The sequence below is a fragment of the Streptomyces sp. NPDC001020 genome (assembly GCF_053599115.1).
On the sequence record NZ_JBSFLQ010000040.1, the window covers coordinates 1 to 26774 of the forward strand.

Sequence of the window (26774 nt, forward strand, 5' to 3'; positions counted from 1 at the left end):
CTCAACCCCATGCTCGCCGGAGCCGCCATGGCCTTCTCCTCCGTCTTCGTCGTCGGCAACAGCCTGCGACTGCGCGGATTCCAACCGGCCGACCGCTGAACTGCTGACCAATAGGAGGAGGCCGCCATGGCCGGGTCCAAGACTCACCAGGACGACATCATCCGGCGGCTGCGCAGGATCGAAGGCCAAGTGCGAGGCCTACAGCGCATGGTCGAAGAAGGGGTGCGGGGGGCACCGCCCGCACGGGCGAAGATCCGGTACTGGGCCTTCCTGGTCACGACGTAGACGCCGGTGCGGGTCACCGCGAACGAGTTCCCGAGCTGCTCGTTCAGCCGGAGGGTGCGGACGTTGCCCGTCGAGCGGTCGAGGACCCCGACGATGCCGGACGTGCTGGTCACGAACCAGATACGGCCCGACCAGTCCGGGAGCGCGGAGATGATGTGGTCCGCCCCGACCTGGCCGCTCAGGTCACAGTCGTTGACGAGCCGGAAGCCGGGGTGGTGCTTCCGGCCGGTCTGGGCCACCACCATCACGTGATTGTTGGACGTGGCCACAACAGCGCGGTCGCGCTCGTCGAGGTAGAAGTACGAGGCGCCGAACGACTCCAACGTCGGGGCCGGGGTGGGCAGGTCGAACGAGGCCGGGACCACCAGCGACTTCGGGTCGAGCAAAAGCAGCCTGACGCGGCCCGGAACGCCACTGCGGCCCGGATTGCCACACACCATCTCCAGTCGGCCGTGACGGTCGAAGGTGATCGAGATACAGAAGGACAATGGTGAGGAACCGCTCTGCTCCGGCGACGTCGACGACCGGACGGCCGGCCGACGCCAGAGGGGCCCGGCGATCGCATACGTCTCACTCATCCAAGCGTCGTTGTGCAGGTTGTTGAACGGGTTCGGCGCCATGAACGGGTTCTGCGGCGGCTTGTGCGCGGGCAGCCGCTTGCCCTTGGCCGCGTGCCCGATGAAGGACGGCAGGACAGTGGGACCTCCGTCCGGAACGGGGGTGACCGCACTCGCCGCGGCGAGCACCGAAGAGACGGCCAGAACTCCGACGGCGAACAGCGCGGCCAGGCGCACCCGGCCGAGTCGTCTCGGACGCATCAACAATCCTCTCCACCGGCTCCAGCTCACCCTGCGCACGACGGGACTTACCTGGCCAGACGCCGACCGGTCGGCCCATGAGGAGAACGGTCGGTTCAGCACCCGGATGTCGGAACCCCGTCTCGTGTCGCGCGAGCGACGATCAGGCGAGTATGTCCGGGCTCCAGCTGACCCGCGTCAGACCTACCGCCCCTAACTCCGCGAGTTGGGGATCAGCAGGTCAGGGCGGGTCGGAACGGGATCGGATTCAGCTGATCGGCCGTCATCCACTCAGCATCGAGACGGCATTCCACACGTTCATGCGATCGGCCGCCCAGGGCTTCCCCGGACGGCCGATCGGACAGAACAGCAGGCAATCTCTACGACATGACCTAGACGTGGGCGCGTTCGCCCTCCGTCGCCGACGCGGAGTCCGCCTGACCCGCGGCGGCAGCGGCCGCCTTGTCGCCGCGCATGACGAGCAGCGTGGCGAGCCCGCCGACGGCCGCGATCACCGCGGCCCAGACGAAGGCCGAGCTGAACCCGTCCGTGAGGGCGGGCAGGTTGCCCAGTTCACCGGCGCCCTGCGACGTGGCCACGGCGGTGAGCGCGGCGAGACCCAGGGCCGACCCCACCTGGTAGGTGGTGTTGACGATGCCCGAGGCCAGGCCCGCCTGCTCCTGCGGGGCGCCGGACATCGCGGTCATCATCGTCGGGATGTACGCGAGCGACATACCGAGCGCCGCGACCAGCGAGGCGGGCAGGACGTCGACCACGAAGGTACCCGTCGGCTCGACGGCGGACAGCCACAGCAGACCGGCCGCCAGGACCAGCAGGCCACCGGCGATCAGCGGCTTGGCCCCGAACTTCATCATCAGCCGGGCCGTGATGGCCGTCATGAAGATCATCAGCAGGACGGTCATCGGCAGCAACGCGGCGCCCGACTCGAACGCCCCGTAGCCCAGGACCTGCTGCAGGTACAGGTTGAGGAAGTACCACATCGGGATCCAGGCGGCGCCCAGCAGGGTCATGGCCAGGTTGGCCGAGCCGAGCCGCGGCACACGCCAGATACCGAGCGGCATGAGCGGTTCCCGCAGGGCCTTCTGGATCACGAAGAAGAGCAGGAGGAGCACGCCGGCACCGACCAGCTGGAGCACCGTACCGGTGGAGCCCCAACCGACCTCGGGTGCACGGACGACGGCGAAGACGGCAAGCGCCAGGCCCGCGGTGACCGCGATGGCGCCCAGTACGTCCACGCCACCGCGGCGGCCGGCGACGGCGGGCAGCAGTCCGGTGGCCGCCAGGGTGGCGACACCGATCGGCACATAGATGATGAAGACCCAGGGCCAGCTCAGCCACTCGGTGAACACTCCGCCGAGGAAGACGCCGGCCGTGCCACCGGCAGGAGCTGCCGCCCCGTAGAGCGCCATGGCCTTGCCGAGCTCCTTCGGGTTGTGCCCGAAGAGCATCATCAGCAGCGTCATGGCCGAGGGCGCGATCAGCGCACCGCCCACACCCTGTACGGCGCGCCCGACGACCTCCACGGTCGCGGACTGCGCGGCGGCCGCGACGACCGAACCCGCGATCAGGACCACCCAACCGGTGGTGAAGACCTTGCGCGCACCGAGCAGATCGGAGAGGCGGCCGCCGAGGAGCAGCAATCCGCCGAAGGCGATGACGTACGCGTTGAAGACCCACTGCAACTCACCTTGTGAGAAGCCGAGGTCCTTCTGCATCTCCGGGAGCGCCACCCCGATGATGGACGTGTCCATGATGACCATGAACTGGGCGGCAGCGAGCACGAGAAGCGCCCACCAGCGCCGGGGATTGACGGCTGACATGGTTTCACCCTTTCTGCAACATACCCCCAGGGGGTACCCTGAGGCAGCAACGTAGCATACCCCCGAGGGGTATGTAAGAGGTCTGCGTCGGCAGCGTTGCACGAGTCGGAGGACGGTCACCCTTCACCGCATCCTTCCGGGGTGACCGTCAGTGCGGGCGGGACCACGGGAGTCTGACGGCGTGACGCTGCCATCGCGCGACTCGTTCGTTGCCACGAGCCGGGAAACCACGGGAATGGCACGCGGTCGACGATCGTTCCCTTCTGCGGCGAACATCTGACCCAGCGGAGGCACGGCATGCACGGCGAGACGGAGACGGTCCGCAAAATCCTCGACGAACTCGGTGACACCTGGGCGATCGTCGGCCTCTCCTCGAACGAGCGGCGCACCGCCTTCGGAGTCGCGGACGTACTTCAGCGCTACGGCAAGCGGATCGTCCCCGTTCACCCGAAGGCGGAGAAGGTGCACGGGGAGCAGGGCTATCCCTCTCTCGCCGCCATTCCCTTCGACGTTGACGTGGTGGACGTCTTCGTGAACAGCGAACTCGCCGGCGCGGTAGCCGACGAAGCCGTGGCCAAAGGCGCCAAAGCCGTGTGGTTCCAGCTCGGCGTGATCGACGAGTCCGCCTATGAGCGCACCCGCGCCGCGGGCCTCGAGATGGTCATGGACCGGTGCCCGGCGATTGAACTTGACTCCCCACGTCAACGAAAGCTTGCTGACTGTTGCCCGCCAGGCACACCACGTGATCAATCAACTGGTCGCTCGAACGGGTGTGGCAGGCATGCACCTCTTGATAGCAGGCATGCACCTCTTGATAGAGGGAGATGACTTTGCGCCCACGCTTGGAAAGCGTGTTGGGGGCAACCCCTCACGAGTTCAAATCCCGTATCCTCCGCAGCCGCCTGAACAGGCGAAACGAAGAGCTGGACCGCTCATTGCGGTCCAGCTCTTCGGCATGCGCATCCGTCGGTGCCTTATTCACTCATCGCAGGCTGACCTGCGGCGACTCTGGTTCTCGGCGGATCCATGCGGATCCGTCCATGGTCCCGGACGATGTCGCGCTCATAGCGCGATCACCCGGACCTTGCTGCCGCACAGCCGGGTCATGTCATCGACATCCGACGTGAGGATGGCGACCGGGCCAGGCTGACGCAAGGCCGCTTCCGCGACGGTGGCGTCGATCGCGTACTTGTGTCCGTGCAGACCGGCGCCCTTGAGCAGTTGTGCCGCCGCCTTCGCCGCTGCCTCCGTGACCGGCTCCACCTTGACCCGGGAGAGCGTCCATTGCAGTCGGGGCAGGTTCACCCTGGCGTGGCTCACCTCCACGATGGTGTTGGCGCTGACGACCAAGTCCGCTCCCATGTCGTGGAACACCTGGAACAGCGCCATAACCTTCCGATCCTGTGCCACCCAGGCCGACAGCCCCTCGCCGTCCAGGACGACGGTCTCAAGGTGCCCGCTCACGCGGCGCTCGCACCGCCGGCGGCCGACGTCGTACCGAAGATCCGCGCCCGCGCCTCAGCCAGCTCTTCCTCACTGAAGGCCCCGTGCTCGTCTGTGTGGCTGCGCAGGTCGGCCCCCAGGAGCTGGTGCCGGATCTGTCTGGCGACCGCTTCGGCCACGTAGCTGGAGATGTTGTCCGTGATCTTCTTCAGCTCCATCACCTGTTCGGTGGGGAGCGTCACCGTGATGCGTGTGGTGTCAGCCATAGCCGCAAGCATACTGCGGTATGCGTGCTACGTGCTGTCTGTTCCCCAAGGTCAGTCCGAGCCGGCGGCAGTCGGGGCGACTGCCCGTTCGAGCAGGGGCTCAGCTGGGCAGTTGTGCGACGCGCCAGTTCAGCGGGCCCAGCAGCGGTATGCCTCGATCCATTGCGAGCCCTCTGGGGCGGGTTCCGGCAGCGGCAGGTCCAGAATTCCGATGTCCTGTCGGACCGACCCTCGGGCGCAGCGTGCGATCACGCGCCCGTCCTCGGCCAGGTGACACCGACCACGTTCACCTCGACGCCGAGAACTGTCGTGGTGAACGGCACGGCAAGGCTCTCCTCGATCATCGTGAAGAAGCCGGTGAGCTGCTCGTCCTCGCCGTAGGCGTCGACGGTGGCCTCCTCGATCAACGCCTCCGGCGCGGCTGGATCCCAGGTGCTCATGGCCTCGCCGTAGCGCTGCACCGTACGGTTGAGGACCGGTGTGTTCAGCAGCGGCGTATCCGCCGTGGCGCCGTCGCCGGCAGTCAAGCCAAGGCCCGTGGTTGCCAGCGTGTGACCTTGCCTGGTGGGGTTCGGTAGTGAGCGGCCCAAGGGAAGGTCCGGCAAGCGACAGGGCGGAAGAGAGTGGCACGAGTCGTCGTACGAGAGCCGAGTGCGGGCGCGAGGAGCGCACCGCCGCTGGCTCGGCAGGAAACATCCGCATTCGTGAGGGAGTTGCTCGGCGCCGGCTGGGCGGCGGTGTTCCTGCCCGGTGAGCCCGCCCGCCTTGGGCGGCTGCTGCTGTGGAAGCCGACCGGGGCAGCAGCCGGAGACAGTGTGGCGCCCACCGGCCTCGAGACCGAGGCGGTGGAGCTGGTCCTACCGCACGGCCGCTCGGTCAGGCGGCGCAGGGTTGAGGGTTACGCGCTGCCTGTCGCCGTCGCTGTCTCCGCCCTGGCCGATGCGGAGCCGACGCATCCATCCGGCGTCGCCTGGCAGGCTGCCACTCGCTTCGCGCTGCGGCTGCTCGCCGACGGCCGCCTCCACCCGGCCCTCACCCCTGCCGGTTACGACACCTGGCAGATGGGTCCCTGCACCGCCGCCCAGCGCCAGACGCTGGACGCCTTGGCCGCCGCCTTCCCGCCGCACGCCCACTGCCTGCCCGAACCGGGCCCTGCGCCGGTACGGATCGCCGAACCGGCCGCGCTGGTACGCCAGTTCTGCGACGCGGTCGCCGATGATCTGGTGCGTACCCCGGCCGCGCCGCTCGCCATGGGAGCGCTGCCGTACGCCTGGCGCGAGGCCCGTGCCGTGCCCACCTTGCGTGAGTGGGCCGAGGAAACCCAGGCGGCGCTCACCGCCGAGGTCAGTGTCTCCCTGCGCGTCGACGTACCCGAAGGACGCCGACGGCAGTTCCGGGCCGTCCTGCAACTGCACACCGCGGCGGATCCGGCGCTCGTCATCGAGGCCGCACGGCTGTGGAGCGAGCCGACCGAAGTGGAGCGGCTGCTCGGCCCGCGCGCCGAGACCGAGACCCTGCTCGCCCTGCGCCGCGGCTCCCGCGCCTGGCCCCCGCTGCAAAGGCTGCTCGACGATGCCGCTCCCGATCAGCTCCGGTTGACCGACGCCGAAGCCTTCGAGCTCCTCGGGGACGCCACGGACGCGCTGCGCGCGGCAGGTGTCGACGTGCACTGGCCGCGCGAACTGGTCAAGGCACTCACCGCGACCGCGGAGATCGGGCAGCGCACCGCCCCCGGCTCCACCGCGGGCGGCCTGCTGGACACCGAGGCCCTCCTCGACTTCCGCTGGCAGGTCTCCCTCGGCGGCGAGCCGCTCACCGAGGCCGAGATGGATGCCCTCGCGGAGTCACGCCGTCCCCTCGTCCGGCTTCGCGACCAGTGGGTGGTCGCCGACCCGAAGCTGGTGGCCCGCGCCAAGCGCCGCCGGATGGAACCGCTCACCCCCATGGAGGCGTTGAGCGCCGCGCTGACCGGCGAGGCCGAACGAGACGGTGACCGGGTCCCCTGTGCGGCGGTCGGTGCGCTCGGCGACTTGGTCGCTCGTATCCGCGACCCCGAGTCCCGTACCCCCGTGCGCCAGCCCGCCGCCCTCCGGGCCACGTTGCGCGAGTACCAGAAGCGGGGCCTGGCCTGGCTGGCCGAGATGTGCGCACTCGGCCTCGGCGGCTGTCTCGCCGACGACATGGGCCTGGGCAAGACCATCACCTTGCTCGCTCTGCACCTGCACCGCCAGAGCGACCCCACCACCGCGGGCCCCACCCTTGTCGTCTGCCCAGCCTCGCTGCTCGGCAACTGGCAGCGCGAGGCCGCCAGATTCGCACCGCTCACCCCCGTACGCCGTTACCACGGCGGCGACCGCCACCTCAAGGACCTGGCCGGCGACGAGATCGTCCTGGTCACCTATGGGGTGCTGCGCCGCGACCGCGAAGTGCTCGCCGAGACAGCCTGGTCGCTGGTGGCCGCCGACGAGGCCCAGCACGTCAAGAACCCCTACGCCGTCACCGCCCGCGAACTGCGCGCCCTGCCCGCCCGCGCCCGCGTCGCTCTCACCGGAACCCCGGTGGAGAACAACCTCTCCGAGCTGTGGGCACTGCTCGACTGGACCACCCCCGGGCTCCTCGGCACACTAGCCGCCTTCCGCGACCGGCATGCCCGTGCCATCGAGGCGGGTGAGGATCCCGAGGCAGCCGAGCGCCTGTCCCGTCTGGTACGTCCCTTCCTGTTGCGCCGCAAGAAGTCCGACCCCGGCATCGCACCCGAACTGCCGCCCAAGACCGAGACCGACCACGTCGTCCCGCTGACGGCCGAGCAAACCAGCCTGTACGAGGCACAGGTCCGCGAGACCATGGCGAAGATCGCGGAGTCAGAGGGCATCGCCCGACGCGGTCTGGTACTCAAGCTGCTCACCGCGCTGAAGCAGATCTGTAACCACCCCGCCCAGTATTTGAAAGAGCACAGCCTGCGCCAGTCCACTCCCCTGCGGGGTCGCTCCGGCAAGCTCGATCTGCTCGACGAACTTCTCGACACCATCACCGCCGAAGGCGAATCCGTGCTGGTCTTCACGCAGTACAAACAGATGGCGGCTCTGCTGGAGAAGCATCTCGCCGAGCGCGGCGTCCCCGCGCTCTTCCTGCACGGTGCCACCCCCGTCGCGCGGCGCGAGGAGATGGTGGACCGCTTCCAGCGCGGTGAAGTGCCGGTGTTCCTGCTGTCGTTGAAGGCGGCGGGCACCGGACTCAACCTCACCCGCGCCAGCCACGTCGTGCACTACGACCGCTGGTGGAACCCGGCCGTCGAGGAGCAGGCCACCGACCGCGCCTACCGCATCGGCCAGGACAAACCCGTCCAAGTACACAAGCTCCTCGCGGAGGGAACCGTGGAGGACAAGGTAGCGAAGCTGCTCGAAGCCAAGCGCGCCCTCGCCGACGCAGTCGTCGGCTCCGGCGAGGCAGCCCTGACCGAACTGTCCGACGCCGACCTCGCCGAACTCGTCGCCCTGGGAAGGCAGTCATGAGCCCCGCTGTCCCCGGTCCGCGCCGTGCGCCCACCCGCGGCAAGCGAGCTTTCGCCGCGACCTGGTGGGGCCAGGCATGGGTGGCTGCCCTGGAGGACTCCACCCTGGACGCCGGACGGCTCTCGCGCGGGCGCACCTACGCCCGCAAAGGCATGGTCGGCCTGGTCACCATCGCTCCGGGCCAGGTCAAGGCCGCTGTTCAGGGCAGCCGCCCGCGCCCGTACCGCTCCGCAGTCCACCTGCCCGTCCTCACCCGCCCTCAGTGGGACACCCTGCTCGACACGATCGCGGCCCGCGCCGGGCATCTCGCAGCACTTCTCGACGGCGAGATGCCCGCCGAACTCGTCGACGACGCCCGGCACGCAGGCGTCCCACTGCTCCCACTGCCCACCGAACTCGATCCGGAGTGCTCCTGCCCCGACTGGGGATACCCCTGCAAGCACGCCGCCGCGCTCTGCTACGCCATCGCCGCCACCATCGACACCGACCCGTTCGTCCTCTTCGCGCTGCGCGGACGCGGTCGCGAGGAGGTCTTCGCCCAGCTGCGCGCACTCCGTACGGCAGCACAGGAGACCGCCGCCCCGCCAACACCGGCCGGCATCCCGGCCGCCGCCGCATACGCCCATTGGGCCGAAGAGGCTCCCGAACTGCCCGAACTCCCGGAACCCGCCGCCCACACCACAGCACTGCCCGTCGCTCCGCCACCCGGCACCGGCTTGGCCGCCGCAGACCTGGAACGTCTCATGGCCGACGTCACCGCGCGCGCGGCCCGGCTCCTCGCGGGCGACACCGCCGACCTGCACCTGACCCAGCACCAGGACGGCGTGCGCATCGCCGCAAGCAACCCCGGGCCCGGGTGGTTCCACCACCTGATCCAGAACACCGGCACCAACCCCACTGCCTTCGCACGCCTCACCCGCGCCTGGCGTCACGGCGGCCCCACGGGCATCACCGTCGCCGAACAGCCCTACACCCCCGACCCGGGGGTGATGAAGGCCACCCGCGCCGCCCTGGACGCGGCCCTCGCCGAGATGACTGACTCCCCCACACACCTCAGAACCTGGCGCAACCGCGTCACCCTCATCCACCACGGCATCCAGCTGCGTCTGGGCCCCGACACCCGCTGGTACCCCTACCTCCAGGGCGACGACGGCGAATGGTGGCCCGCGGCACCAGCCGACAGTGACCCGGTCACCGCGCTCACTGCGGCCTGGTCGGAGAGCGGGGAGGGGTATGGAGGCGGTTCCCCGCTGACCAGGAGCCACGGGCAGAAAACGCAAGGAGCAGCCGCAGACGACTGCCCCGGTCGACTACGGCGCCGCAAGTGCTTCCGTCGGGGAGAGGCGGGAGGCACGGACGGCCGGGTAGACGCCGGCCAGTCCGCCGATGGCGAAGGTGGCGGCGAAGCCGCCGGCCACCGCCCAGGGCGGGACGACGATCGGCCAGCCCTGGTACAGCGCGTATCCGGCGGTGACCGCGGTTCCCAGCAGCGCCCCGGCGACCCCACCCAGACCGGAGAGCAGCAGTGACTCGGCCAGGAACTGGGTGCGGATCTGGCCTCGGGTAGCGCCCAGCGAGCGGCGCAGGCCGATCTCGGCCCGGCGTTCCAGAACTGAGATGACCATGGTGTTGGCCACTCCGACGCCGCCGACCAGCAGCGCCACCGCGCCGAGGCCGAGCAGCAGTCCGGTGAACGCCTTGCCCGCCGCCTGCTTGGCGGCCAGCGCGTCCGAGGGGCGGGAGACCTGTACCTCGTTGGGTGCCTCGGGGTTGGCGGTGGCGCCCAAGACCGACTGGACCGATGTCACATGCGCGTCCGCGGCACGCGTATAGATCATGGTCGCGTGGCCGTCGAAGCCCAGCTCGGTCCTGGCCGCCTGCCAGCCGATCAGAGCCCCGGTGTCCAGCTCGGGGGCGAGCGGAACCCGCCCCAGGATGCCGACGACGGTGAACCACCGGCCGCCCACCAGCACCCGGATGCCGGGTCCGGCATGGCTGATCCCGAGACGTTCGGCCGCGCTGGCGCCGAGGACCGTGGCCGGATAGCGGCTCGTCGCCGCGTTGAGCCAGGTGCCGCCGGCCAGCTTGGCGCCGGTCGTGGAGCGCAGACCGGTGCGGGCCGCGTACACCGCGATTCCGTTCGTCTCCGCCTTCGGGATCCTCTCCGTCCGGTAGACCTTGGCATCGGTCAGCCGTCCGATGGCCGAGACCGATTCCACCGGGCCGATCCTGCCGACCATCGACTCGGCTGCCAGTGGCAGTTGGGCCTCCCCTCCCATCAGGGTGTTGCCCGGTGAGACGGTGAGCAGATTGGTGCCCAGCGAGGCCAGCGTACGGTCGAGTTCGGCGCGGGAGGAGGACGAGATCCCGACCACGGCGACCATGGCCGCAATCCCGATGGCGATGCCCAGCGAGGAGAGGAACGCCCGCAGCGGGCGGGTGCGCAGGCCGACCGCGCCGACCTTGGCCACGTCGAGTGGCCGCAGTCGGGCCGGCCGCAGTGCTTCCGTGATCATCGGCCCGCCTCCGAGAGGGCGAACCCGCGCTGCGCGGTGTCGGCGATCACCTGACCGTCGCGCATCCGCACCTGACGGGGCAGGGACGCGGCGATCTCCTGGTCGTGGGTGATGATGACCACCGTGGTGCCTCCCGCATGCAGTTCGCGCAGCAGCTCCATCACCCCCGCCCCGGAGGCGGAGTCCAGGGCACCGGTCGGCTCGTCGGCGAGCAGCAGGGACGGGTCACCGGCGACTGCTCGGGCCACCGCGACCCGCTGGCGTTCGCCTCCGGACAGTTCGTGCGGCCGGTGCTCCAGGCGGTGCCCGAGGCCTACCCGGGTCAGCGCCGCCGCGGCCCGACGGCTCCGCTCGTCGGGTCGCAGTCCCGAATACAACAGGCCGTCGGCCACGTTCTTGAGCGCCGAAGTTCCCGCGGCGAGGTGGAACTGCTGGAAGACGAAGCCGATATGGCGGGCGCGCAGTGCGGAGAGCTTTTTCTCCGACAGGGTGCCCGCGTCATAACCGTTGACGTGCACGCTGCCCGATGTGGGGCGGTCCAGGGTGCCCAGCATGTTGAGCATCGTGGACTTGCCGGAGCCGGACGGGCCGACGATGGAGACCAGCTCACCGTCGGTGATCGTCAGCGTCACTCCGGCGAGGGCGGTGACGCCACCGCTGTAGACCTTTGTCACGTCCGTCAGGATGATCACTCCGGCATCCCCACCTTCGTGCCCTCGCTGATGCCGTCGCCGCTGACCTCGACCCGGCCGCCCGCGAAGAGGCCGGTGGTGACGGGGACGTACGAGGTGATTGAGCCCTTGACGACCTCCACTCCGAAACCGCCCTCCTCGAGCGCCAGCAGTGCGGCGACCGGGACGGTCAGGACGTTCTCGCGCCTGCCCGCGGTGAAGTCGACGTGCACCGCGGCCAGGGCGTACTTGTCCGCTGTCTTCTGCGCCTTCGCCCCGTCGAGCGCGACGACCACTTCCACCTTGGTCTTCGCCTCCTCCTGCTCGCTGCCGGCCGCCTCCATGACCGTGGAGACCTGGTCGATACGGCCCTCGACTTCCGTGTCGTCCGGGAGCCTCACCGTGACCTTCTTGCCTTCCTCGGCCAGCCGCTGGTCGGCGGTGTCGAGTTCCACGGTGACGACCTTGGTGGTGCCGGTGTACGACAGCACCTTCTGGCCCGGGGCGATCTGGTCGCCCTTCGCGGCCGCGAGGGTGTCCACGCGAACGGAGCCCGACGTGAACACCACCTGCCCGGGCTCCACGGTCCCTGTTTCCTCCAGGCCCCTGTCCTTCTGCCACTCCTCGACCGCGGCAGCCGTGCTGTCGGTGTACTCGTCGTCGACGGCGAAGCCGGTGTAACCGAGCGCTTTCAGGTTCTTCTCCAGTTGCTTGACGTCGGATCCTTTGGTGCCCGTCCTGAGTGCGCGATACGCGGGCACCGAGCCGTACATCAACGTCACCGGGCGCTCGTCCACCTCGTACAGCGCCTGTCCGCGGGTGATCTTCCGGCCGGCGTGCGGCAGTTCGGTGAGAGTGCCGGACAGCCTGCTGGTCGCGGTGATCGTGGACCCGTAGCCGAGCTCTCCTTCCTCGCTCCGGGAGTCGGTGAGCGTCTGCCGGGTCACCTCGGCCGTCTTGGGCGGCAGCGCGTCGTGCGACTCATCCGCGGACGAGCCGCCCCCCAGGCCGAGGCCCGCGGCCGCTGCCCCACCTGTGGCGACCACGAAGAGGGCGGTGGTGGCGGCGATCCTCCCGCGCAGCCGCTTCCGGCGGGGTGACCCTTCCGTTCCGGGCGACGGCCGGTCCGCCGGAGTGGCTGCTGCGGGCTCACTCATCCCTGCTCCTTCTTCTGCCTGTCGCCGTTACGGAAGGCCTTGATGAGGTCCTGGCACGCTGTGTCGGCCTTCTTGAAGTCCGCGTCCCCGGTGACCGACTTGTCGAGCCGCATGCCGCCGTCCCCCGGGTCGGGGAAGTTCTCCACGCCGTTCTTGCGCATGCACTTCGCGTACTTCCGCATCTGCTCCTGGGCCTTGGGATCCGAGCCGGGCGAGCCGGGACCTCCCTGGGGCATGTACTTGCGGCACGCCTGCATGGCCTTGTTCAGGTCGGTGCTGCCGTCTCCCATGACACGCATAGGCTTGCCGGGCTGCGGGTCCTCCATGTCGACCCCGTTCTCCCGCATGCACCGGGCGAACTTCACACCCGCCTCCTGCTTGTCCTTGTCGGACAGGCTGCCCTCGCTCCTGCTCTTCTTCTTGTCTCCATCGGCCGAGGCCACCTTGGCGCCGCCGTCATCGGAACCGCATCCGGTCAGCACCAGGGCCAGGGCGAGCGCCGGTGCCGCAAGTGCGCCACGGTTGAATATGCGCACGTCGTCGTCTCCTCCTCGTCACGACCGGCTGCAATGCCGGTCTGGGAGGGAATGGAAGACGACCGCGCGTTTCCTCGTTGTTTCCTCCTGACGAAAAGGAAACAACCCGACCAGCATCATGGGCTGTTGTGAACGTCGGACGGTCACGTACACCGAGGAAGGGCAGGAGACGAATGCGGGTGCTGGTGGTGGAGGACGAGCCGGTCCTCGCCAACACGATCGCGGAATGGCTGCGCCAGGAGGCCCACGCCGTCGACGTGGCCCACGACGGCGCCGCCGCCCTGGAACGCACGGACGTCAACGCCTACGACGTGGTCATACTGGACCGGGACCTGCCCCTGGTCCACGGCGACGAGGTCTGCCGCCGGCTCGTCGCGAACGGGGCGTCCTCGCGGGTACTGATGCTGACCGCCGCCTCGGACGTCACCGACCGGGTCGTCGGGCTCGGTCTCGGCGCCGACGACTACCTCACCAAGCCCTTCGCCTTCCCCGAACTCGCGGCCCGCGTCCTGGCGCTGGGGCGTCGCAGCCGCCCCGCGGCACCACCGGTCCTGAGCCGCTCGGGAATCACCTTGGATCCGGCCCGCCATGAGGTCTTCCGGGACAGGCGGTACGTTCCGCTCGCGCGGAAGGAGTTCGCCGTACTGGCCGAACTGCTGCGCGCCGACGGGTCCGTGGTCTCCGCCGAGCATCTGCTGGAGAAGGTGTGGGACGAGCACGCCGACCCGTTCACCGGCGCGGTCCGCCTCACCGTCCTCAAGCTGCGCCGCAAACTGGGAGATCCGCCCGTCGTCGAGACCGTGACCGGGGTGGGGTATCGCATCGCATGAAGCCTCGGAAGCTGTCGCCGCGCCGCATCACCCTGCAGAGCCGGCTCACGCTGATCTACAGCGGCATGTTCCTTACCGCGGGCGTCGTCCTGCTCGGCGTCACCTATGCCCTGTTCACTCAGCAGCTGGGCGCGCAAGGCCCCAAGATCTTCAGCGGCCGTGGCAGCGCGAGCACCTCGCCCCCCACCGTATTGCCGCCTCCCGGCGGCGCCGTACGCACCGGCGAAGACCCGACAAAGTGGATGAAGGTCCAACAGGACACGTTGCGCGACGCCGCAACCAACTCCCTGATCACCCAGGGCAGTATCGCACTCGCCGTCGTCGGCAGTGCCGCTGCCGGATTCGGCTGGCTCATCGCCGGCCGTGTCCTGGCCCCGCTGCACCGGGTCACCGACACCGCCCGGCGTATCGCCGCCGCTCCGGCCGCCGATCGCGGGCTGCACGAACGCATCTCCCTGCGCGGCCCCGACGACGAGGTCAAGGATCTCGCCGACGCCTTCGACACCATGGTCGAACGCCTCGATCGTTCCTTCGACGGCCAGCGGCGCTTCGTGGCCAACGCCTCCCATGAACTGCGCACACCCCTCACCCTGGGCCGTGCCCTGGTCGAGATGGCCGTGCACCGAAAGGCCGCCTCGGAGGACGTCATACGGCTCGGCGAGGACCTGCTGCAGATCAACGCCCGGCACGAGCGGCTGATCAACGGCCTTCTGCTGCTGGCCACTTCGGAGAACGAGGTAATCGAGCGGCGTCCGGTCGATCTGGCCGATGTCGCCGGTCATGTGGTGACACAGACGGCCCCGGAGGCGCAGCAGAACGGGGTCACCCTGCACGAGGAGTCGCACGAGGCGCTCACCGCCGGCGATGCGCTGCTGCTCGAACGGCTGGTCCAGAACCTGGTGGAGAACGGCATCCGGCACAATTGCGACCGCGGCGGCTGGGTCCGGGTCGACTGCCGCGCACTCGACGACGGCAGGGCCGAGATCGAGGTCGCGAACACCGGCCCCGAGGTGGCGGCGTACGAGATCCCGGCCCTGTTCGAACCCTTCCGCCGCCTGGGCGCCGATCGCTTGGTCACCGCCAAGGGAGCAGGCCTCGGCCTGTCCATCGTCCGCTCGATCGCCCGCGCCCATGGCGGCGACGCCACAGCCCGACCCCGCGAAGGCGGCGGCCTGGTGGTCACCGTGACCCTGCCGCCCGACTCGATTCCCCCGCACGCTGAGACATAGGCCGCTGCACCACGGCACGTAGGTGCCGCGGGATACCGATGGGCGCACGGCGGAACTTGTGCTCCGGCCATGAGGCTCACCATTTTGATCAGGCGGGGACAGGCCTGGGGGGTCTGCCGGCCCACAGCGGCCGCTGAGGCGTCGCCCCACCGCAATAATCGCTGGTCGTACCCGTACGCATCTGTCGCCGGGTGCCCTGCCGAGAATTCCACGCGACTGGCACTGGTTCCCTCGCTGGGAGTATCCGACCCACCGACCTGGCCGTCTGGTTCCAGCTCGGCGTCGTCGACAAAGCCGCCTACGAGCGCACCCGTGCCGCGGGCCTCGTCGTACTCATGGACCGCTGCCCGGCGATTGAACTCAATGCACTACGTTAGCTCCGGCTCGGCGAGCACTTCCAATCCGTCTTCATCCGCGATCTCCACGACCGGGAAGCGGTAGCGCGAAACGACAGCTTGCCGATCACTGTGCTCGACGGTCGCAAGGCGCAGTCTGCAGGGGACATCCAGATCCGCCCGCAGAGCTGTGCTCGACTGCACGGCATACCGAGACGCCGTGCACAACTGGAACGCTGCCATCTCGAAGGCGTCCACGAGTCGGAACCACATCGTCACAGTCAAGGGCAGGCGAGCCCGCCGCAGTTGGAGACCGAAGGGCGTCTGCGAGACGATGTGATTCCGACTCGCCGGCAGGCCGTTCGGCGACATCAACCCCGCCCTTCACCGGCTGGGCGCGACCGAACCCGCCTCTGGGATCGTCGACGTCACCGAGGGCTCCAACACCTACGCCGAGGTTCCCGGGTTCGCCACAAGCCCGGGTTTCGACACGGACAGCGGCTGGGGGAACGGTCGACGTGCTCCGGTTCGTCCAGGCCCTGGCCCGAGCCGTGGCGTGAACCGGCTGGTGGACCGCCCCGCGCCCCCGCTCGGCATGACAGCGTGATGGTGGCCGTGTTAAGACGAGCCGAGTCTTGCGCTGGCGGCCGCCGGCCACCGGGCAGTACGTACTGAAGCGAGAGAGAGCGCACGTGAGCGAACACGCAGGCGCCGGAACCGGCCATCACTTAGGCCGGACCGTGCAGCACCGGCCACGGGGCGGCGCCGAACCGCCACCCGCTGGGCGCCCCTGGGCGGTGTGCCTCGACGGCGTGCGCAAGGTGCACGGACGCGGCAGGTCCGCCGTGACGGCACTCGACGGGGTCACCATGCAACTGCCGTACGGGACGTTCACCGCCGTGATGGGCCCCTCCGGCTCCGGCAAGAGCACCTTCCTGCACTGCGCGTCGGGCCTGGACCGCCCCGACCACGGCACCGTCGAGATCGGCGGCCGGGACCTGGGGCCGCTGGGCGAGCGGGAGTTGACGGTGCTGCGGCGCGAGCGGATCGGCTTCGTCTTCCAGGGGTTCAATCTTCTGCCCGCGCTGACCGCCGAGCAGAACATCACGCTTCCGGTGCGGATGGCCGGCCGGCGCATCCGGCTCGACCGGCCCTGGCTGGAGGAGCTGCTCGACTACACCGGGCTCACCGAGCGGCGCGGACACCGGCCGGCCGAACTCTCCGGCGGCCAGCAGCAGCGGGTGGCCATCGCCCGCGCGCTGATCACCCGCCCCGAGGTGGTCTTCGCCGACGAGCCCACCGGCGCCCTGGACACCACCTCGGCCCGCAAGATCCTCGAACTGCTCCGCGATCTCGTGGACGACGTCGGCCAGACGGTCCTGATGGTCACCCACGACCCGGTGGCCGCCTCGTACGCCGATTCCGTACTGATCCTGGCGGACGGCAAGGTCACCGAGGTCCTACACCGGGCGTCCGCCGGCACCATCGCCGAGCGCATGGCGGGACTGGGGGCCTGATCCATGCTGTTCCTCCTGGCGTGGTGGTCCATCCGCGCCCGCAAGGTCTCGTTCGCCGGATCCTTCGTGGCCATGCTCTGCGCGCAGACACTGGTCACTGCCTGTGCGGCGCTGCTCGACGCCGGCCACCGGGCCGCGCGGGGGCAGGGCGGCGCGGACGTCGTGTCTTTCGTTATGCCCTTCGGCTTCATCTGCCTGTTCGTGATGGCCTTCGCGGTTTCGGGTGCCTTCGCCCTGTCCGTCCAGCAGCGGACCAGGGAGGTGGCCCTGCTGCGGGCCGTCGCCGCGACCCCCGGCCAGGTCCGTCGGATGGTCGCGTACGAGGCGCTCGTCGTGACCGTCCTCGCCGCCGTCCCCGGCTGCGGGCTCGGCCTGCTGCTCGCCGTGGGACTGCGGGCCTGGCTGGTGGCCCAGGGCGTGATCCCCGGCGCCTTCCGTCTCGACTTCGGGCCGGTGAGCATCTCGATCGCCGTGCTGATCTGCTGGGTGACCGCCGAGGCCGCGGTGTGGAGCAGCGGCCGGCGGGCCTCTCGGGTGCGCGCCGTCCAGGCGCTGGGCGAGGCCTCGTTGCCGCGTCGTCGGGTGGGCGTGGCCCGCACCTGCCTCGGGCTCGCGGTCCTGACCGGGGGCGTCTGGGAGCTCGCGGCGATCAAAGGTTCGGGAGGCTCCGACGCGGCGAGCACGGCCGGGGCCATGGTCATGGTGCTGATGACCGCCGTCGCGCTGCTCGCCCCCTGGATCGGCAAGCTGGCCGGAGCCGTGCTCGGCCTGCTCTGCCAGGTCCTGTTCCCGGTGGTGGGACTGCTGGTGAAGACCAACCTCACTACGGGCTACCGGCGGCTCGGCGCCGCCGCCACTCCGCTCGCCCTCACCGTCGCGTTCGCCGCCGCGGCTCTGTTCGTACCGCAGATGAAGTGGCACGAGCTGTCGCAGCAGGACCGGCAGCGCATGGTGGCCGACCGGATCGTGCAGAGCGCCGGCGACGGACTTCCGGCCTCGGCCGCGTCAACGATCCGCCGTGCGGCCGGGGTCGGCGCCGCGATCGCCACCACGGGCACCTACGTGACGGTCGTCGACGACCCCGAGTCCGGGCAGCTGGGCCCTGACGGCATCGCGCAGGCCGTCTCGGACGGACCGCTGGACGAAGTGCTCGATCTGGGCGTCGTCCAGGGCCGGATCGGTCGACTGGGGGCGCGGGACGTCGCGTTGAGCGAGGGCCTGGCCCGGCGCGCCCACGTCCGGGCGGGCGACGAGGTGCGCCTCGCCCTGGAGGACGAGCGGGTGGTGAAGGTCAGGGTCGCCGCCGTGTACAGCCGCGCCCGCGGCTTCGGCGACGCCGTGCTGCCCCAGCGTCTTGCATCCGGGCACCTGGTCGGCCGGTCGCTGCTCCTGGACGCCGTGTATGTACGCGCCCAGCCCGGCCGGGAGGGGCAGTTGGCCAGCAGCCTCGCGACGTTGCACCGGGCCGAGCCGTCCTGGCAGGTGCTCGACCGTGATGCCTACCGGGCCGAGGCCCTGCGCCGTCAGGACGCCTCCATGACTGCCACCTATCTCCTCCTCGCGGTGGTGACCGTCTTCACCTCGATCTCCGTAGTGAACACCCTGGTGATGACCACGATGGAACGCTCCGGCGAGTTCGCCCTGCTGCGTCTCGTGGGCGCCACCCGCAGACAGGTCGCCCGCATGATGGGCCTGGAGAACGCGGTGATCGTCCTGGCCGCGCTCCTGGTCGGATCGCTGGTCGCGGGGGCCGTTCTGTCGGTGTTCAGCCAGGCCCTGACCGGCTCGTCGCGCCCGCGCCTCGAAGGCGCCACGCTCGCCCTCATCCTGGGCGGCGCGGGCATCCTCGCCCTTGCCACCGGCGTCTCCACCACACGCATCGCCCTGCGCCAGCGCCCGTCCGCCGCACTGCGCGGAGCCGAGTAGAGGGCGGGGCGAAGAGCCGGTTCTTGAGCCGGTCGGCCTGGTGATTGGTCCGCTCTCGTGATTAGGCCGCTGCCGCCTTGCGCTTGGCGATGGTGCTGGCGAGGCGGAAGGACTGGGGGCCGGCCAGCCTTCTGCTGCTGGCCACCCGCCAGCGCCGTGGGACCGGAGGCCTCACCGACCCACTGGGCAACCTGATCGATTCCGCCCGCACCGCAGGCTTCCGCTACCTCCAGCGCATCGTGGTCGTCCACGGCTACCCCGCCATCGAGATCCCGCGACTCGGCTGACGCCTGACGGGCGCCTACGCTAGTGCTGTGAGCCACCCGTGAACGCCGTGCCCAGCAGACCCGAGGATCTCGTGCGAGCCCTCAGAGCCGCCGGGATCAGGGATGAACGGCTGCTCGAGGCCGTACGGACGACACCCAGGGCAGACTTCGTGCCGGCCGGCCAGGTGGCCGCCGCCTACCGGGACGCACCCGTTCCCATCGGGCAGGGGCAGGTCACGACGCAGCCGTCGCTGTCCGCCATGATGATCGAGAGCCTTGAACTGGGCGGGAACGAGCACGTCCTCGAGGTGGGTACCGGTCTGGGCTTCCAGACCGCGCTGCTCGCCCGGCTGGCGGCCGACGTGGTCAGCATCGAGATGCGGCCGGACATCGCCGCGCAGGCGCGCAGCAATCTGGCGGGCCGGGGCGTGCGAAACGTGGAGCTGCGGGTCGGCGACGGCAGCGGCGGTGTGCCGGACCGCGCTCCCTACGACGCGGTCGTGGTGTCGGCTGCCTTCCCGGAGGTGCCCGCGCCCCTGGTCACACAGGTGCGGCCGGCCGGGCGCCTGGTGCAGCCGATCGGGCCGGGCGGGCACGAGCAGGTGGTGTGCTTCGTGCGCACCGCGTCGGGGCTGGAACAGTGGCGGGTCCTGACCGCTGCCCGTTTCGTGCGGCTATGGGGACGCTACGGCTTCACCCAGGACGAAGCGGATCTCCCCTGAGGGACGGCACGGCACCCGGACGCGTCGGGCCTGGCCGCGCGCATGCCGCGAGGGCCTGCCTTACACGCCCCTGCTCGCGTCCTCTCGTCACTCCGCCAGTCCCCACTCGTCCCCGACGCGTACGACCGCCAGTGTGATGTTGTCGGGGCCGCCCGCCTCGATGGCGGCCTTCCACAGCTCGAAGGCCGCCCTGCCGTCGTCGTGCTCCCGCATCACCTCGGCGAGCACGTCCGTCGTCAGAGGGTCGGTCACACCGTCGGTGCAGACGAGGTAGCGGTCGCCGGGCGAGAGGGACGAGGCGGTCACGTGGGGCTGGACGGCTCGGTAGGTGGGAGCGCCGCCCAGACACTGGGTGACCACGGACGTGGTGCGCTGCCCGGGTGCGAGCGGCGGGCTGTCGTCGACACTCACCTGGCGCAGCCCGTCGCGGGAGGCCGCGAAGACCCGGCTGTCCCCCACATTGAACGCCAGCAGCGAACCGGGCTGTACGACGGTGCCGGCGACCGTCGTCCCCATGGCGACGAGCTCGCTTCCCTCGTCACCCCCGGCGGCCTCGTACACGGCGCGGTTGCAGGCCTCCAGTGCGTCACGGACGGCGTCCTCGCTGCTCAGGGCGGGGCCGATCGAGGCGATCCGGCGAACGACCAGGGCACTGGCCACATCGCCGCCGGGCTGTCCACCGAGCCCGTCGGCGACGGCGACGACGAGGGGCGTCCGAAGCGGGAAGACCAGGGTCTGCGGGCTCTCGGTCACGGTGGCGCACAGGGTCCACGGTCCGATGACCAGGCTGTCCTCGTTCCGCTCGCGCAGCAGCCCCGGATGGCTCAGCGCGCTCACAGCGACATACGGCATGGAGACCACCGCCTTCCCGCAAGGGACACATCGAAGGAAGCCGGGCTACCGCTCCAAGTCTAGGAACGGCGCCATCCGGCGTGCCAGCGTGCGGTGGCCCGGGGAAACGGCCGCCTTGCTCACGAGGCTCGACAGGCTCCACCTCCCGGCCGTCGACGGGGCCGTTCGGCGCACCGGTGCGCCGGCCCGCCTTGCGCGGTTCGGAACCGCCTCGGAAGCTGTACCCGATAAAGGCTCTTCGGATACGGAGAGGGAGTTCGTGATGCGCAAGGCATCGACGGCCGATGCCCGGGACCAGTTGGAGGCGACCCGGCCGATGTCCCCCGGCGTGCGGGCGATCACTCTGGACGGTGCAGGTGTCCCACTGTCCGGGCTGCTCGCCGAGCCGGTGCGTGTGCCGCCCCGCGCCACCGTGGTCGCGCTGCACGGTGGGGGCATGACCGCCGGGTACTTCGACGGCCAGGCGCATCCCGACCTGTCCTTGCTCACCCTGGGTGCGCGGCAGGGATTCACGGTTCTCGCCCTGGACCGTCCCGGCTACGGGTCCTCGGCCGCGTTCCTCCCCGAGGGACAGACGCTCACCGAGCAGGCGGCGATGGTGAACGCGGCGATCGCGGACTTCGCCAAGAGGTTCGCGACCGGGGCGGGCGTCCTGCTGCTCGGGCACTCCTACGGCGGCAAACTCGCCCTACGGCTGGCTGCCGACGCCCTGCCCCTGTCCCTGCTCGGTCTGGACGTCTCCGGATGCGGGCACCGGTTCGCCGCCGACCGGTCCGCCCTGGGAAAGGCCGAAGGAATCCGTCAACGGCACCTCAACTGGGGGCCGTTGAGGCTCTACCCGCCCGGCGTCTTCTGGGCGGGTTCGAGCGTGGTGGCGACGATGCCGCGCCGTGAGGCCGAGGACGCGGCGAACTGGCCCGGGGTCTGCGGGACCCTGCTGCCCCGCGTCCGGGTACCGGTACGGCTGACCTTCGCGGAGCACGAGGCATGGTGGCGCCATTCCGACGAGGACGTGGCCGACCTCGTGGGATTGCTGACCGCCGCACCCCGTGTGGTCGCGGAACGACTTCCGGACGCGGGCCACAACATCAGCCTGGGCTGGGCCGCCCGGACTTACCATCTGCGCGCTCTCACCTTCTTCGCGGAAGCGGTCCGCTCCCGGGACCTGGCGGCGGAGAAACACTCCGGCCCGGAAGTGGCCCTTCAGCCCTGACACCCACGCCGCGGGTGCGGCCAGGGTGTTTGGGGAGGGCCCGACCCATGGTCCTAGGTCGGGGCCTAAGTCTTCCGCCTGTTACACCCCCTTGGCATCCCGCCTACCGTCCTTGCCATGGATACGACAGGATCCCTGGACGAAGCGCTCGAACGACTGCACAACGCGGGGCCCGAGCGGCTCGGACGGCTCACCAATCACGCACCGATGGCCGTTGAGGCCCTCGCCGCTCACGGACAGGCACGTTCGGTGCACCGCTGGCTCGACCTGTACGCACGCAAGCTCGAGGAGTTCCCGTCCCGCGTCGAACCGGTCACGGCCGCCAACTGGCGTTCAGCGCTCGGCGATCCGCGCCGCGCAGCCGACTGGATCGGCTACTTCGAGCGCGAGGTCGCCGAGCACCCCTGGCGCGAGGTACTCGCCCACTGGTGGCCCCGTCTTCTACCCGGCATGTACGGCGGCGCGACGCATCCGGTGATCCGGGTGGGCCATGCCGTGCGCACGTTACTGTCCGGCGAGATCACCGAACCTCGTCTGGCTGAACTTGCCCACGGCCTCGGCTACTGGGCCGCGCGCTACCGGCCCATCGCGGTTCTTGCCCCACAGAGCGGCGCCGTCGGCGCGGCCGACGCTCTCGACGCGGTACCGCCCATCGCCGTACAGGACGGTGGCTTCCCCGCCCGGCTCGACCGCGTCAAGTCCCTGCCGGTGTGGGCGGCCGCGGTAGCCGAACCGAGCGACGCGTACCGCCATCTCACCGAACTGGTGCGGGCGGCTACACACCGGTATGCCACCCACGGCCACGGCGAAGAAATAATGCTGGTGCACGCGGCCACGGCCCCCAACGCCGTCCTGCGCACCCTGCCCGCGCTCCCGCAGTCCGTGTGGGTGTCGAGTCTGCGGGCAGCCTGGACGGCTTCCGCGGCAGTGACCGCGATGTACGCACCGGCCGCGTCGGGCGCATACAGCCCGCCCGGCACCTTCACCCCCGAAGAGGTTTTTGAACGGGCCTTGGCGCACGGCGACGAACACGTCATCAAGCTGACGGACACCGCCCTGGACGTCGGCGACGAACCGGCCCTGGCAGCGGCTCTGCGCTCCATGGACCTGTGCGTCCCGTTGGGATGAGGCTCATCCAAACCCGCACCGCGTAACGGAGGCCGGAAACCAGCGCCCGGGCGGGGAGAGACAAGGAGCCGGTACGGGGACGGCATCTGGGGCGGGAAGTCAGCCGCGGCATCGACCCGTAAAGCGGTCGACCAAGTCGCACCAGCCGGCCGCCACGCGTTCCACGGACATCCCTCGGTGGGTGAGCAGGTCGTCGACGAGCACCGTCTCCAGGTAGCCGAGCAGCGTGTGCGCGACGAGTTCGATATCGCCGTCCACCCGCGCCTCGCGCAGCAGCATTCGGACGTGGGCCGACCGGAACTCGTACGCCGGGTGGCTGCGGCGGCGGCCCGGCTCCATGTGCGCGGCCAGGTAGAAGTCCCGGTGCGCGTGCTCGTGACGGATCACGGCGGAGCCGAAGGCGCGCAGCCGCTGCGCCGGGGGCGCACCCGGGCCGAGTGGCGGCGGCCCGGAGAGGAAGGAGGACTGGAGCTGCTGCTCGTGATGGCTGAGCAGCTCCACCAGCAGGCCCATGCGGTCACCGAACCGCCGGAAGACGGTGCCCTTGCCGACCCCCGCACCGCAGGCGATGTCCTCCATGGTCACGTTCACGATGCCGCGCTCAGCGGCCAGGCGGGCGGCGACCTCCAGCAGCCGGGTGCGGTTGCGCGCGGCATCGGCGCGCAGTCGAGGCGTCCGGCCGGTCGGCATGAGAGCGAGGTCCGCACGGCTACCGCGGTCGTCCCGTGGCGCCGGAGAGGGCGGAGGCAGCTCGATCACGAAGTCAGCGTACCGTCCACGCAGACAACCGGACCACGGTCCGCTAAGCGCGAGCATCACGACCTTCCCAGGGAAGTGGACCGTAGTCCGGTTAAGGTGGTACAACATTCAACGGACTCAGTCAGTCCGCTTGGCTTCTCAACGCACCTCCCTGGGAGTTTCCCCATGTCCGTACGCATCCTCGCGCTCGTAGGCAGCCTTCGCGCCGGGTCCCACAACCGTCAGCTCGCCGAGGCCGCCGTTCAGCACGCCCCCGAGGGCGTCGAGGTGGAGCTCTTCGAGCAGCTGGCCGACGTCCCCTTCTACAACGAGGACATCGACGTCGAGGGCAGCCTCCCGGAGGCCGCCGCCAAGCTGCGCACCGCCGCCGGCCAGGCAGACGCCCTGCTGCTCTTCTCGCCCGAGTACAACGGCACCATGCCGGCCGTCCTGAAGAACGCGATCGACTGGCTGTCCCGTCCGTTCGGCGCCGGCGCCCTCTCCGGCAAGCCGGTCGCCGTCGTCGGCACCGCGTTCGGCCAGTACGGCGGCGTGTGGGCGCAGGACGAGGCCCGCAAGGCCGTGGGCATCGCCGGTGCCGCTGTCGTCGAGCAGGCCAAGCTGTCCATCCCCGGCTCCGTGACCCGCTTCGCCGAGACCCACCCGGCCGACGACACCGAGGTCGTCGAGGACCTGACCAAGGTCATCGCACTGCTCGCGCAGGCCGCGCCCGCCGCCGCCTGACCTCCCGGGATCCGGGCCCGTCGCCGGTCCGGAGCACGACAGGCCTGTGGGCCAGGACCGTCCGGTCCTGGCCCACAGGCCTGTACGTCCTGATACGGCCGGGGCACGGCCGTCAGACGCCCAGCCCCTCCAGCACCACCACGTTCGCCAGTTCCGCGAACGCCTTGCCCGGCACCAGCAGCTTCCCCCGGCGCCGACCGCTGCCGACCAGCACATAAGGCAGGTCGACCACGGCCGAGTCCACCAACACCGGCCAGGTGCCGGGCAGTCCGATCGGCGTGATGCCGCCGTACTCCATGCCGGTCTCCCCCGTCGCCACCTCCATCGGCGCGAACGAGGCCTTGCGGGCTCCCAGTTGCCGGCGGACCACACCGTTCACGTCGACCCGCGTACCGGAGAGGACCACACAGGCGGCCAGCGTCGTCTCGCTACCCCGCTTCCCCGCGACCACGACGCAGTTGGCGGACCGGTCGAGCAGATCCTTGCCGTAGTGCTCGAGGAAGACCGCGGTGTCGGCCCACTCGGGTTCGGTGTCGACGTGGACGATCCGATCGGCGGGCACGCTGCCGCTCCACTGGCGTACGGCGTCCGCGACCGGGCGGACCAGCTCCTCGACGCAGTCCGGGGCGGGCGTGGCGTTGTCGAAGTCTCCGATGGGTGCGCGCATGACGGCACGCTAACAGCCGTGGACCGCCCCTTTGACCGGCGTCTCGGCGCACGGGTGGCGGTACCGAGACCGCCGTGACCATCCCCATCGGTGCGTCACCGTCGTCGCCGTGGGAATCGTTCACCGAACCGTGCTGCGAGGCGGCCCATGACAGCGGACACCGGCCGAGGCCGGCTCAGGACTCGGCGTCCAGTTCCGCGAGCCGGGTGGTGGCCTCCTCGTCCAGGTCCGACAGCGCCAGCAACTGCTCCGGCGTGACCCCGACGGGAATCGGCACCGGGGCCGGCGTCCTCAGCGGCGGCTGCCACCCCTCTGCCGACGTCCAGCGCCGTACGACCCGGGCCGGCGCCCCGGCCACCACCGCGTGGTCCGGCACCTCCCCCCGTACGACCGCACCGGCCGCCACCACCACGTTCCGCCCGATCCGGGCGCCCGGCAGGATCACCGCGCCCGTCCCTATCCAGCACCCCGGGCCGACCTCCACCGGCTCCATCCGCGGCCACTGCTTGCCGATGGGCTGGTGGGGATCGTCGTAGGAGTGGTTCGTTGAGGTCACATAGACGTACGGCCCGAAGTAGCAGTCACTGCCGATCGTGACCGCGGTGTCGGCGATGACATGGCTGCCACGGCCGAGCACGACACCGTCGCCGATACGCAGGATCGGGTCGGGCCCCAGATCCAGGTCGGGCATCAGACCGGCGGTCAGGGTGACCTGTTCTCCGATGATGCAGTGCGCGCCGATGTTGATCCAGGGCTCACCGAAGACCGTACCGAGCGGGAAGGCGAGTCTGGTGCCTGTTCCCATCGCGCCGAAGCGGAAGCTCCCGGGGTGCTCCGCGGTCACGGAACCCGTGCGCTGCGCCCAGGCCCAGGCCGCGTGTACGGCGCGCTGGGCGAGACCGCGTCGCCATGATGAGAACGTGTTCCTGCTTCTGGGCACCCGCTCACCGTACTCAGCGCGGGGTACGCCCATGGCGCCGTACGGCTGTGATCTTCGCCCCACCCATGGCGTACGGTGCCGGTACCTAGCGACCAGGAGGAGACGGCAATGACGCACAAGGCGCTGATCGCGGGCATCGGCGGCAGGGATCCCGAGGTGGATCAGGAGGCGTTCACGGCACCCACGTCCGTGGTGATCGGGGATGTGACGCTGCACGCGGGCGCCGGCGTCTGGTACGGCGCGGTGCTGCGCGGCGACGTCGAGCGGATCACCGTCGGCGCGAGCAGTAATGTCCAGGACAACTGCACGCTCCATGCCGACCCGGGCTTCCCGGTCACCGTCGGTGAACGGGTCTCCATCGGGCACAACGCCGTCGTCCACGGAGCGACCATCGAGGACGACTGTCTGATCGGCATGGGCGCCACGGTCCTCAACGGCGCGGTGATAGGCGCGGGTTCCCTCGTCGCCGCCCAGGCCCTGGTGCCGCAGGGCATGCGGGTGCCGCCGGGCTCACTGGTGGCCGGCGTACCCGCCAAGATCAAACGGGAACTGACCGCTGAGGAGCGCGAGGGCATCACCCTGAACGGAACGATGTACGCGGAACTGGCGCGCGCACACCGAGAGGCGCACGAGCGGTCCTGAG

General features: G+C 70.2%; 25 protein-coding genes and 3 pseudogenes. 15 read left to right on the forward strand and 13 right to left on the reverse strand.

Annotated features, from left to right (window positions below; genetic code table 11):
* Positions 1-126 precede the first annotated feature (126 nt).
* On the forward strand, positions 127-285 hold the full coding sequence (locus ACWDEX_RS29835; protein WP_450467495.1) for a metal-sensing transcriptional repressor: 159 nt from the start codon (positions 127-129) through the stop codon (positions 283-285).
* A gap of 1189 nt (positions 286-1474) precedes the next feature.
* Here the strand turns inward: ACWDEX_RS29835 and ACWDEX_RS29840 are convergent.
* Entirely contained in the window at positions 1475-2923 is a 1449-nt protein-coding gene (locus tag ACWDEX_RS29840; RefSeq protein ID WP_450467497.1) for an MFS transporter, read from the reverse strand.
* Positions 2924-3220: 297 nt separating this feature from the next.
* On the opposite strand from ACWDEX_RS29840, the pseudogene ACWDEX_RS29845 reads away from it, so the two are divergent.
* Positions 3221-3613 (forward strand): annotated as a pseudogene (locus ACWDEX_RS29845) (CoA-binding protein); the annotation flags it as partial.
* A gap of 372 nt (positions 3614-3985) precedes the next feature.
* Here the strand turns inward: ACWDEX_RS29845 and ACWDEX_RS29850 are convergent.
* The 3 genes from ACWDEX_RS29850 to ACWDEX_RS29860 all read right to left on the reverse strand — a co-directional run bounded on the left by ACWDEX_RS29850 (position 3986) and on the right by ACWDEX_RS29860 (position 5159).
* On the reverse strand, positions 3986-4387 hold the full coding sequence (locus tag ACWDEX_RS29850; protein WP_450467498.1) for a DNA-binding protein: 402 nt from the start codon (positions 4385-4387) through the stop codon (positions 3986-3988).
* Positions 4384-4632, reverse strand: coding sequence for a hypothetical protein (locus ACWDEX_RS29855; protein ID WP_450467500.1), 249 nt, complete (start codon positions 4630-4632; stop codon positions 4384-4386). Before ACWDEX_RS29855 ends, ACWDEX_RS29850 begins: the two co-directional genes overlap by 4 nt.
* A gap of 248 nt (positions 4633-4880) precedes the next feature.
* Positions 4881-5159, reverse strand: coding sequence for a hypothetical protein (locus tag ACWDEX_RS29860; RefSeq protein ID WP_450467502.1), 279 nt, complete (start codon positions 5157-5159; stop codon positions 4881-4883).
* A 177-nt stretch (positions 5160-5336) separates the two neighbouring features.
* Here ACWDEX_RS29860 and ACWDEX_RS29865 point away from each other — a divergent pair, with 177 nt between their 5' ends.
* Both ACWDEX_RS29865 and ACWDEX_RS29870 read left to right on the forward strand, forming a co-directional pair.
* Positions 5337-8144 (forward strand): DEAD/DEAH box helicase, encoded by a 2808-nt coding sequence (locus ACWDEX_RS29865; RefSeq protein ID WP_450467503.1) that lies wholly within the window; start codon positions 5337-5339, stop codon positions 8142-8144.
* A 329-nt stretch (positions 8145-8473) separates the two neighbouring features.
* Positions 8474-8605: pseudogene (locus ACWDEX_RS29870) on the forward strand (SWIM zinc finger family protein); the annotation flags it as partial.
* An 849-nt stretch (positions 8606-9454) separates the two neighbouring features.
* Here the strand turns inward: ACWDEX_RS29870 and ACWDEX_RS29875 are convergent.
* The 4 genes from ACWDEX_RS29875 to ACWDEX_RS29890 are packed head-to-tail and all read right to left on the reverse strand — an operon-like array spanning position 9455 to position 13024.
* Complete coding sequence (locus ACWDEX_RS29875) at positions 9455-10660, reverse strand: ABC transporter permease (protein ID WP_450467504.1); 1206 nt, start codon at positions 10658-10660, stop codon at positions 9455-9457.
* Complete coding sequence (locus tag ACWDEX_RS29880) at positions 10657-11352, reverse strand: ABC transporter ATP-binding protein (protein WP_450467506.1); 696 nt, start codon at positions 11350-11352, stop codon at positions 10657-10659. Before ACWDEX_RS29880 ends, ACWDEX_RS29875 begins: the two co-directional genes overlap by 4 nt.
* Positions 11349-12488, reverse strand: coding sequence for a peptidoglycan-binding protein (locus ACWDEX_RS29885; RefSeq protein ID WP_450467507.1), 1140 nt, complete (start codon positions 12486-12488; stop codon positions 11349-11351). Before ACWDEX_RS29885 ends, ACWDEX_RS29880 begins: the two co-directional genes overlap by 4 nt.
* Positions 12485-13024, reverse strand: a complete 540-nt coding sequence (locus ACWDEX_RS29890) for a hypothetical protein (protein WP_450467509.1) — start codon at positions 13022-13024, stop codon at positions 12485-12487. Before ACWDEX_RS29890 ends, ACWDEX_RS29885 begins: the two co-directional genes overlap by 4 nt.
* A gap of 173 nt (positions 13025-13197) precedes the next feature.
* Between ACWDEX_RS29890 and ACWDEX_RS29895 the strand changes: the two genes are divergently transcribed.
* The 3 genes and pseudogenes from ACWDEX_RS29895 to ACWDEX_RS29905 all read left to right on the forward strand — a co-directional run.
* Entirely contained in the window at positions 13198-13854 is a 657-nt protein-coding gene (locus tag ACWDEX_RS29895) for a response regulator transcription factor (protein WP_450467510.1), read from the forward strand.
* On the forward strand, positions 13851-15083 hold the full coding sequence (locus tag ACWDEX_RS29900) for a sensor histidine kinase (RefSeq protein ID WP_450467511.1): 1233 nt from the start codon (positions 13851-13853) through the stop codon (positions 15081-15083). The genes ACWDEX_RS29895 and ACWDEX_RS29900 overlap by 4 nt, the downstream gene beginning before the upstream one ends.
* A gap of 260 nt (positions 15084-15343) precedes the next feature.
* Positions 15344-15460 (forward strand): annotated as a pseudogene (locus ACWDEX_RS29905) (CoA-binding protein); the annotation flags it as partial.
* Here the strand turns inward: ACWDEX_RS29905 and ACWDEX_RS29910 are convergent.
* Positions 15452-15676 (reverse strand): hypothetical protein, encoded by a 225-nt coding sequence (locus ACWDEX_RS29910; protein WP_450467513.1) that lies wholly within the window; start codon positions 15674-15676, stop codon positions 15452-15454. The pseudogene ACWDEX_RS29905 and the gene ACWDEX_RS29910 sit on opposite strands and share 9 nt — an antisense overlap.
* A 482-nt stretch (positions 15677-16158) precedes the next feature.
* Between ACWDEX_RS29910 and ACWDEX_RS29915 the strand changes: the two genes are divergently transcribed.
* From ACWDEX_RS29915 to ACWDEX_RS29930, 4 genes are all read left to right on the forward strand, one after another.
* A complete protein-coding gene (locus ACWDEX_RS29915) occupies positions 16159-16935 on the forward strand; it encodes an ABC transporter ATP-binding protein (protein ID WP_450467514.1) in 777 nt (258 codons plus the stop codon).
* Positions 16936-16938: 3 nt separating this feature from the next.
* Positions 16939-18861: an ABC transporter permease gene (locus tag ACWDEX_RS29920; RefSeq protein ID WP_450467515.1), complete on the forward strand. Its 1923-nt coding sequence runs from the start codon at positions 16939-16941 to the stop codon at positions 18859-18861.
* Positions 18862-18938: 77 nt separating this feature from the next.
* Positions 18939-19148, forward strand: coding sequence for a hypothetical protein (locus ACWDEX_RS29925; RefSeq protein ID WP_450467516.1), 210 nt, complete (start codon positions 18939-18941; stop codon positions 19146-19148).
* 71 nt (positions 19149-19219) lie between these two features.
* Positions 19220-19849 carry a protein-L-isoaspartate(D-aspartate) O-methyltransferase gene (locus ACWDEX_RS29930; RefSeq protein ID WP_450467517.1) on the forward strand — a complete coding sequence of 210 codons (630 nt, stop codon included), beginning with the start codon at positions 19220-19222 and terminating at the stop codon, positions 19847-19849.
* Between the two features lie 87 nt (positions 19850-19936).
* Here ACWDEX_RS29930 and ACWDEX_RS29935 read toward each other — a convergent pair whose 3' ends face one another.
* Positions 19937-20701: a PP2C family protein-serine/threonine phosphatase gene (locus tag ACWDEX_RS29935; protein ID WP_450467518.1), complete on the reverse strand. Its 765-nt coding sequence runs from the start codon at positions 20699-20701 to the stop codon at positions 19937-19939.
* Positions 20702-20963: 262 nt separating this feature from the next.
* Between ACWDEX_RS29935 and ACWDEX_RS29940 the strand changes: the two genes are divergently transcribed.
* Complete coding sequence (locus ACWDEX_RS29940; protein ID WP_450467519.1) at positions 20964-21914, forward strand: alpha/beta hydrolase; 951 nt, start codon at positions 20964-20966, stop codon at positions 21912-21914.
* 117 nt (positions 21915-22031) lie between these two features.
* Entirely contained in the window at positions 22032-23042 is a 1011-nt protein-coding gene (locus ACWDEX_RS29945) for a questin oxidase family protein (RefSeq protein ID WP_450467520.1), read from the forward strand.
* A gap of 99 nt (positions 23043-23141) precedes the next feature.
* Here ACWDEX_RS29945 and ACWDEX_RS29950 read toward each other — a convergent pair whose 3' ends face one another.
* Entirely contained in the window at positions 23142-23801 is a 660-nt protein-coding gene (locus ACWDEX_RS29950; protein ID WP_450467521.1) for a TetR/AcrR family transcriptional regulator, read from the reverse strand.
* Positions 23802-23966: 165 nt separating this feature from the next.
* Here ACWDEX_RS29950 and ACWDEX_RS29955 point away from each other — a divergent pair, with 165 nt between their 5' ends.
* Positions 23967-24524 (forward strand): NAD(P)H-dependent oxidoreductase, encoded by a 558-nt coding sequence (locus tag ACWDEX_RS29955; protein ID WP_450467522.1) that lies wholly within the window; start codon positions 23967-23969, stop codon positions 24522-24524.
* A gap of 112 nt (positions 24525-24636) precedes the next feature.
* Here ACWDEX_RS29955 and ACWDEX_RS29960 read toward each other — a convergent pair whose 3' ends face one another.
* Both ACWDEX_RS29960 and ACWDEX_RS29965 read right to left on the reverse strand, forming a co-directional pair.
* Positions 24637-25191 carry a YbaK/EbsC family protein gene (locus ACWDEX_RS29960; protein WP_450467523.1) on the reverse strand — a complete coding sequence of 185 codons (555 nt, stop codon included), beginning with the start codon at positions 25189-25191 and terminating at the stop codon, positions 24637-24639.
* 175 nt (positions 25192-25366) lie between these two features.
* Positions 25367-26131 carry an acyltransferase gene (locus ACWDEX_RS29965; RefSeq protein ID WP_450467525.1) on the reverse strand — a complete coding sequence of 255 codons (765 nt, stop codon included), beginning with the start codon at positions 26129-26131 and terminating at the stop codon, positions 25367-25369.
* Positions 26132-26239: 108 nt separating this feature from the next.
* On the opposite strand from ACWDEX_RS29965, the gene ACWDEX_RS29970 reads away from it, so the two are divergent.
* On the forward strand, positions 26240-26773 hold the full coding sequence (locus tag ACWDEX_RS29970; RefSeq protein WP_450467527.1) for a gamma carbonic anhydrase family protein: 534 nt from the start codon (positions 26240-26242) through the stop codon (positions 26771-26773).
* Position 26774 lies beyond the last annotated feature (1 nt).

What these genes read in the sequence shown, in the direction of transcription:
- ACWDEX_RS29855 (WP_450467500.1), bottom strand. Translation starts at nt 4,632, where the DNA reads ATGGCTGACACCACACGCATCACGGTGACGCTCCCCACCGAACAGGTG.
- ACWDEX_RS29835 (WP_450467495.1), top strand. Translation starts at nt 127, where the DNA reads ATGGCCGGGTCCAAGACTCACCAGGACGACATCATCCGGCGGCTGCGC.
- ACWDEX_RS29940 (WP_450467519.1), top strand. Translation starts at nt 20,964, where the DNA reads ATGCGCAAGGCATCGACGGCCGATGCCCGGGACCAGTTGGAGGCGACC.
- ACWDEX_RS29875 (WP_450467504.1), bottom strand. Translation starts at nt 10,660, where the DNA reads ATGATCACGGAAGCACTGCGGCCGGCCCGACTGCGGCCACTCGACGTG.
- ACWDEX_RS29955 (WP_450467522.1), top strand. Translation starts at nt 23,967, where the DNA reads ATGTCCGTACGCATCCTCGCGCTCGTAGGCAGCCTTCGCGCCGGGTCC.
- ACWDEX_RS29920 (WP_450467515.1), top strand. Translation starts at nt 16,939, where the DNA reads ATGCTGTTCCTCCTGGCGTGGTGGTCCATCCGCGCCCGCAAGGTCTCG.
- ACWDEX_RS29895 (WP_450467510.1), top strand. Translation starts at nt 13,198, where the DNA reads ATGCGGGTGCTGGTGGTGGAGGACGAGCCGGTCCTCGCCAACACGATC.
- ACWDEX_RS29885 (WP_450467507.1), bottom strand. Translation starts at nt 12,488, where the DNA reads ATGAGTGAGCCCGCAGCAGCCACTCCGGCGGACCGGCCGTCGCCCGGA.
- ACWDEX_RS29900 (WP_450467511.1), top strand. Translation starts at nt 13,851, where the DNA reads ATGAAGCCTCGGAAGCTGTCGCCGCGCCGCATCACCCTGCAGAGCCGG.
- ACWDEX_RS29935 (WP_450467518.1), bottom strand. Translation starts at nt 20,701, where the DNA reads ATGCCGTATGTCGCTGTGAGCGCGCTGAGCCATCCGGGGCTGCTGCGC.
- ACWDEX_RS29945 (WP_450467520.1), top strand. Translation starts at nt 22,032, where the DNA reads ATGGATACGACAGGATCCCTGGACGAAGCGCTCGAACGACTGCACAAC.
- ACWDEX_RS29970 (WP_450467527.1), top strand. Translation starts at nt 26,240, where the DNA reads ATGACGCACAAGGCGCTGATCGCGGGCATCGGCGGCAGGGATCCCGAG.
- ACWDEX_RS29960 (WP_450467523.1), bottom strand. Translation starts at nt 25,191, where the DNA reads ATGCGCGCACCCATCGGAGACTTCGACAACGCCACGCCCGCCCCGGAC.
- ACWDEX_RS29840 (WP_450467497.1), bottom strand. Translation starts at nt 2,923, where the DNA reads ATGTCAGCCGTCAATCCCCGGCGCTGGTGGGCGCTTCTCGTGCTCGCT.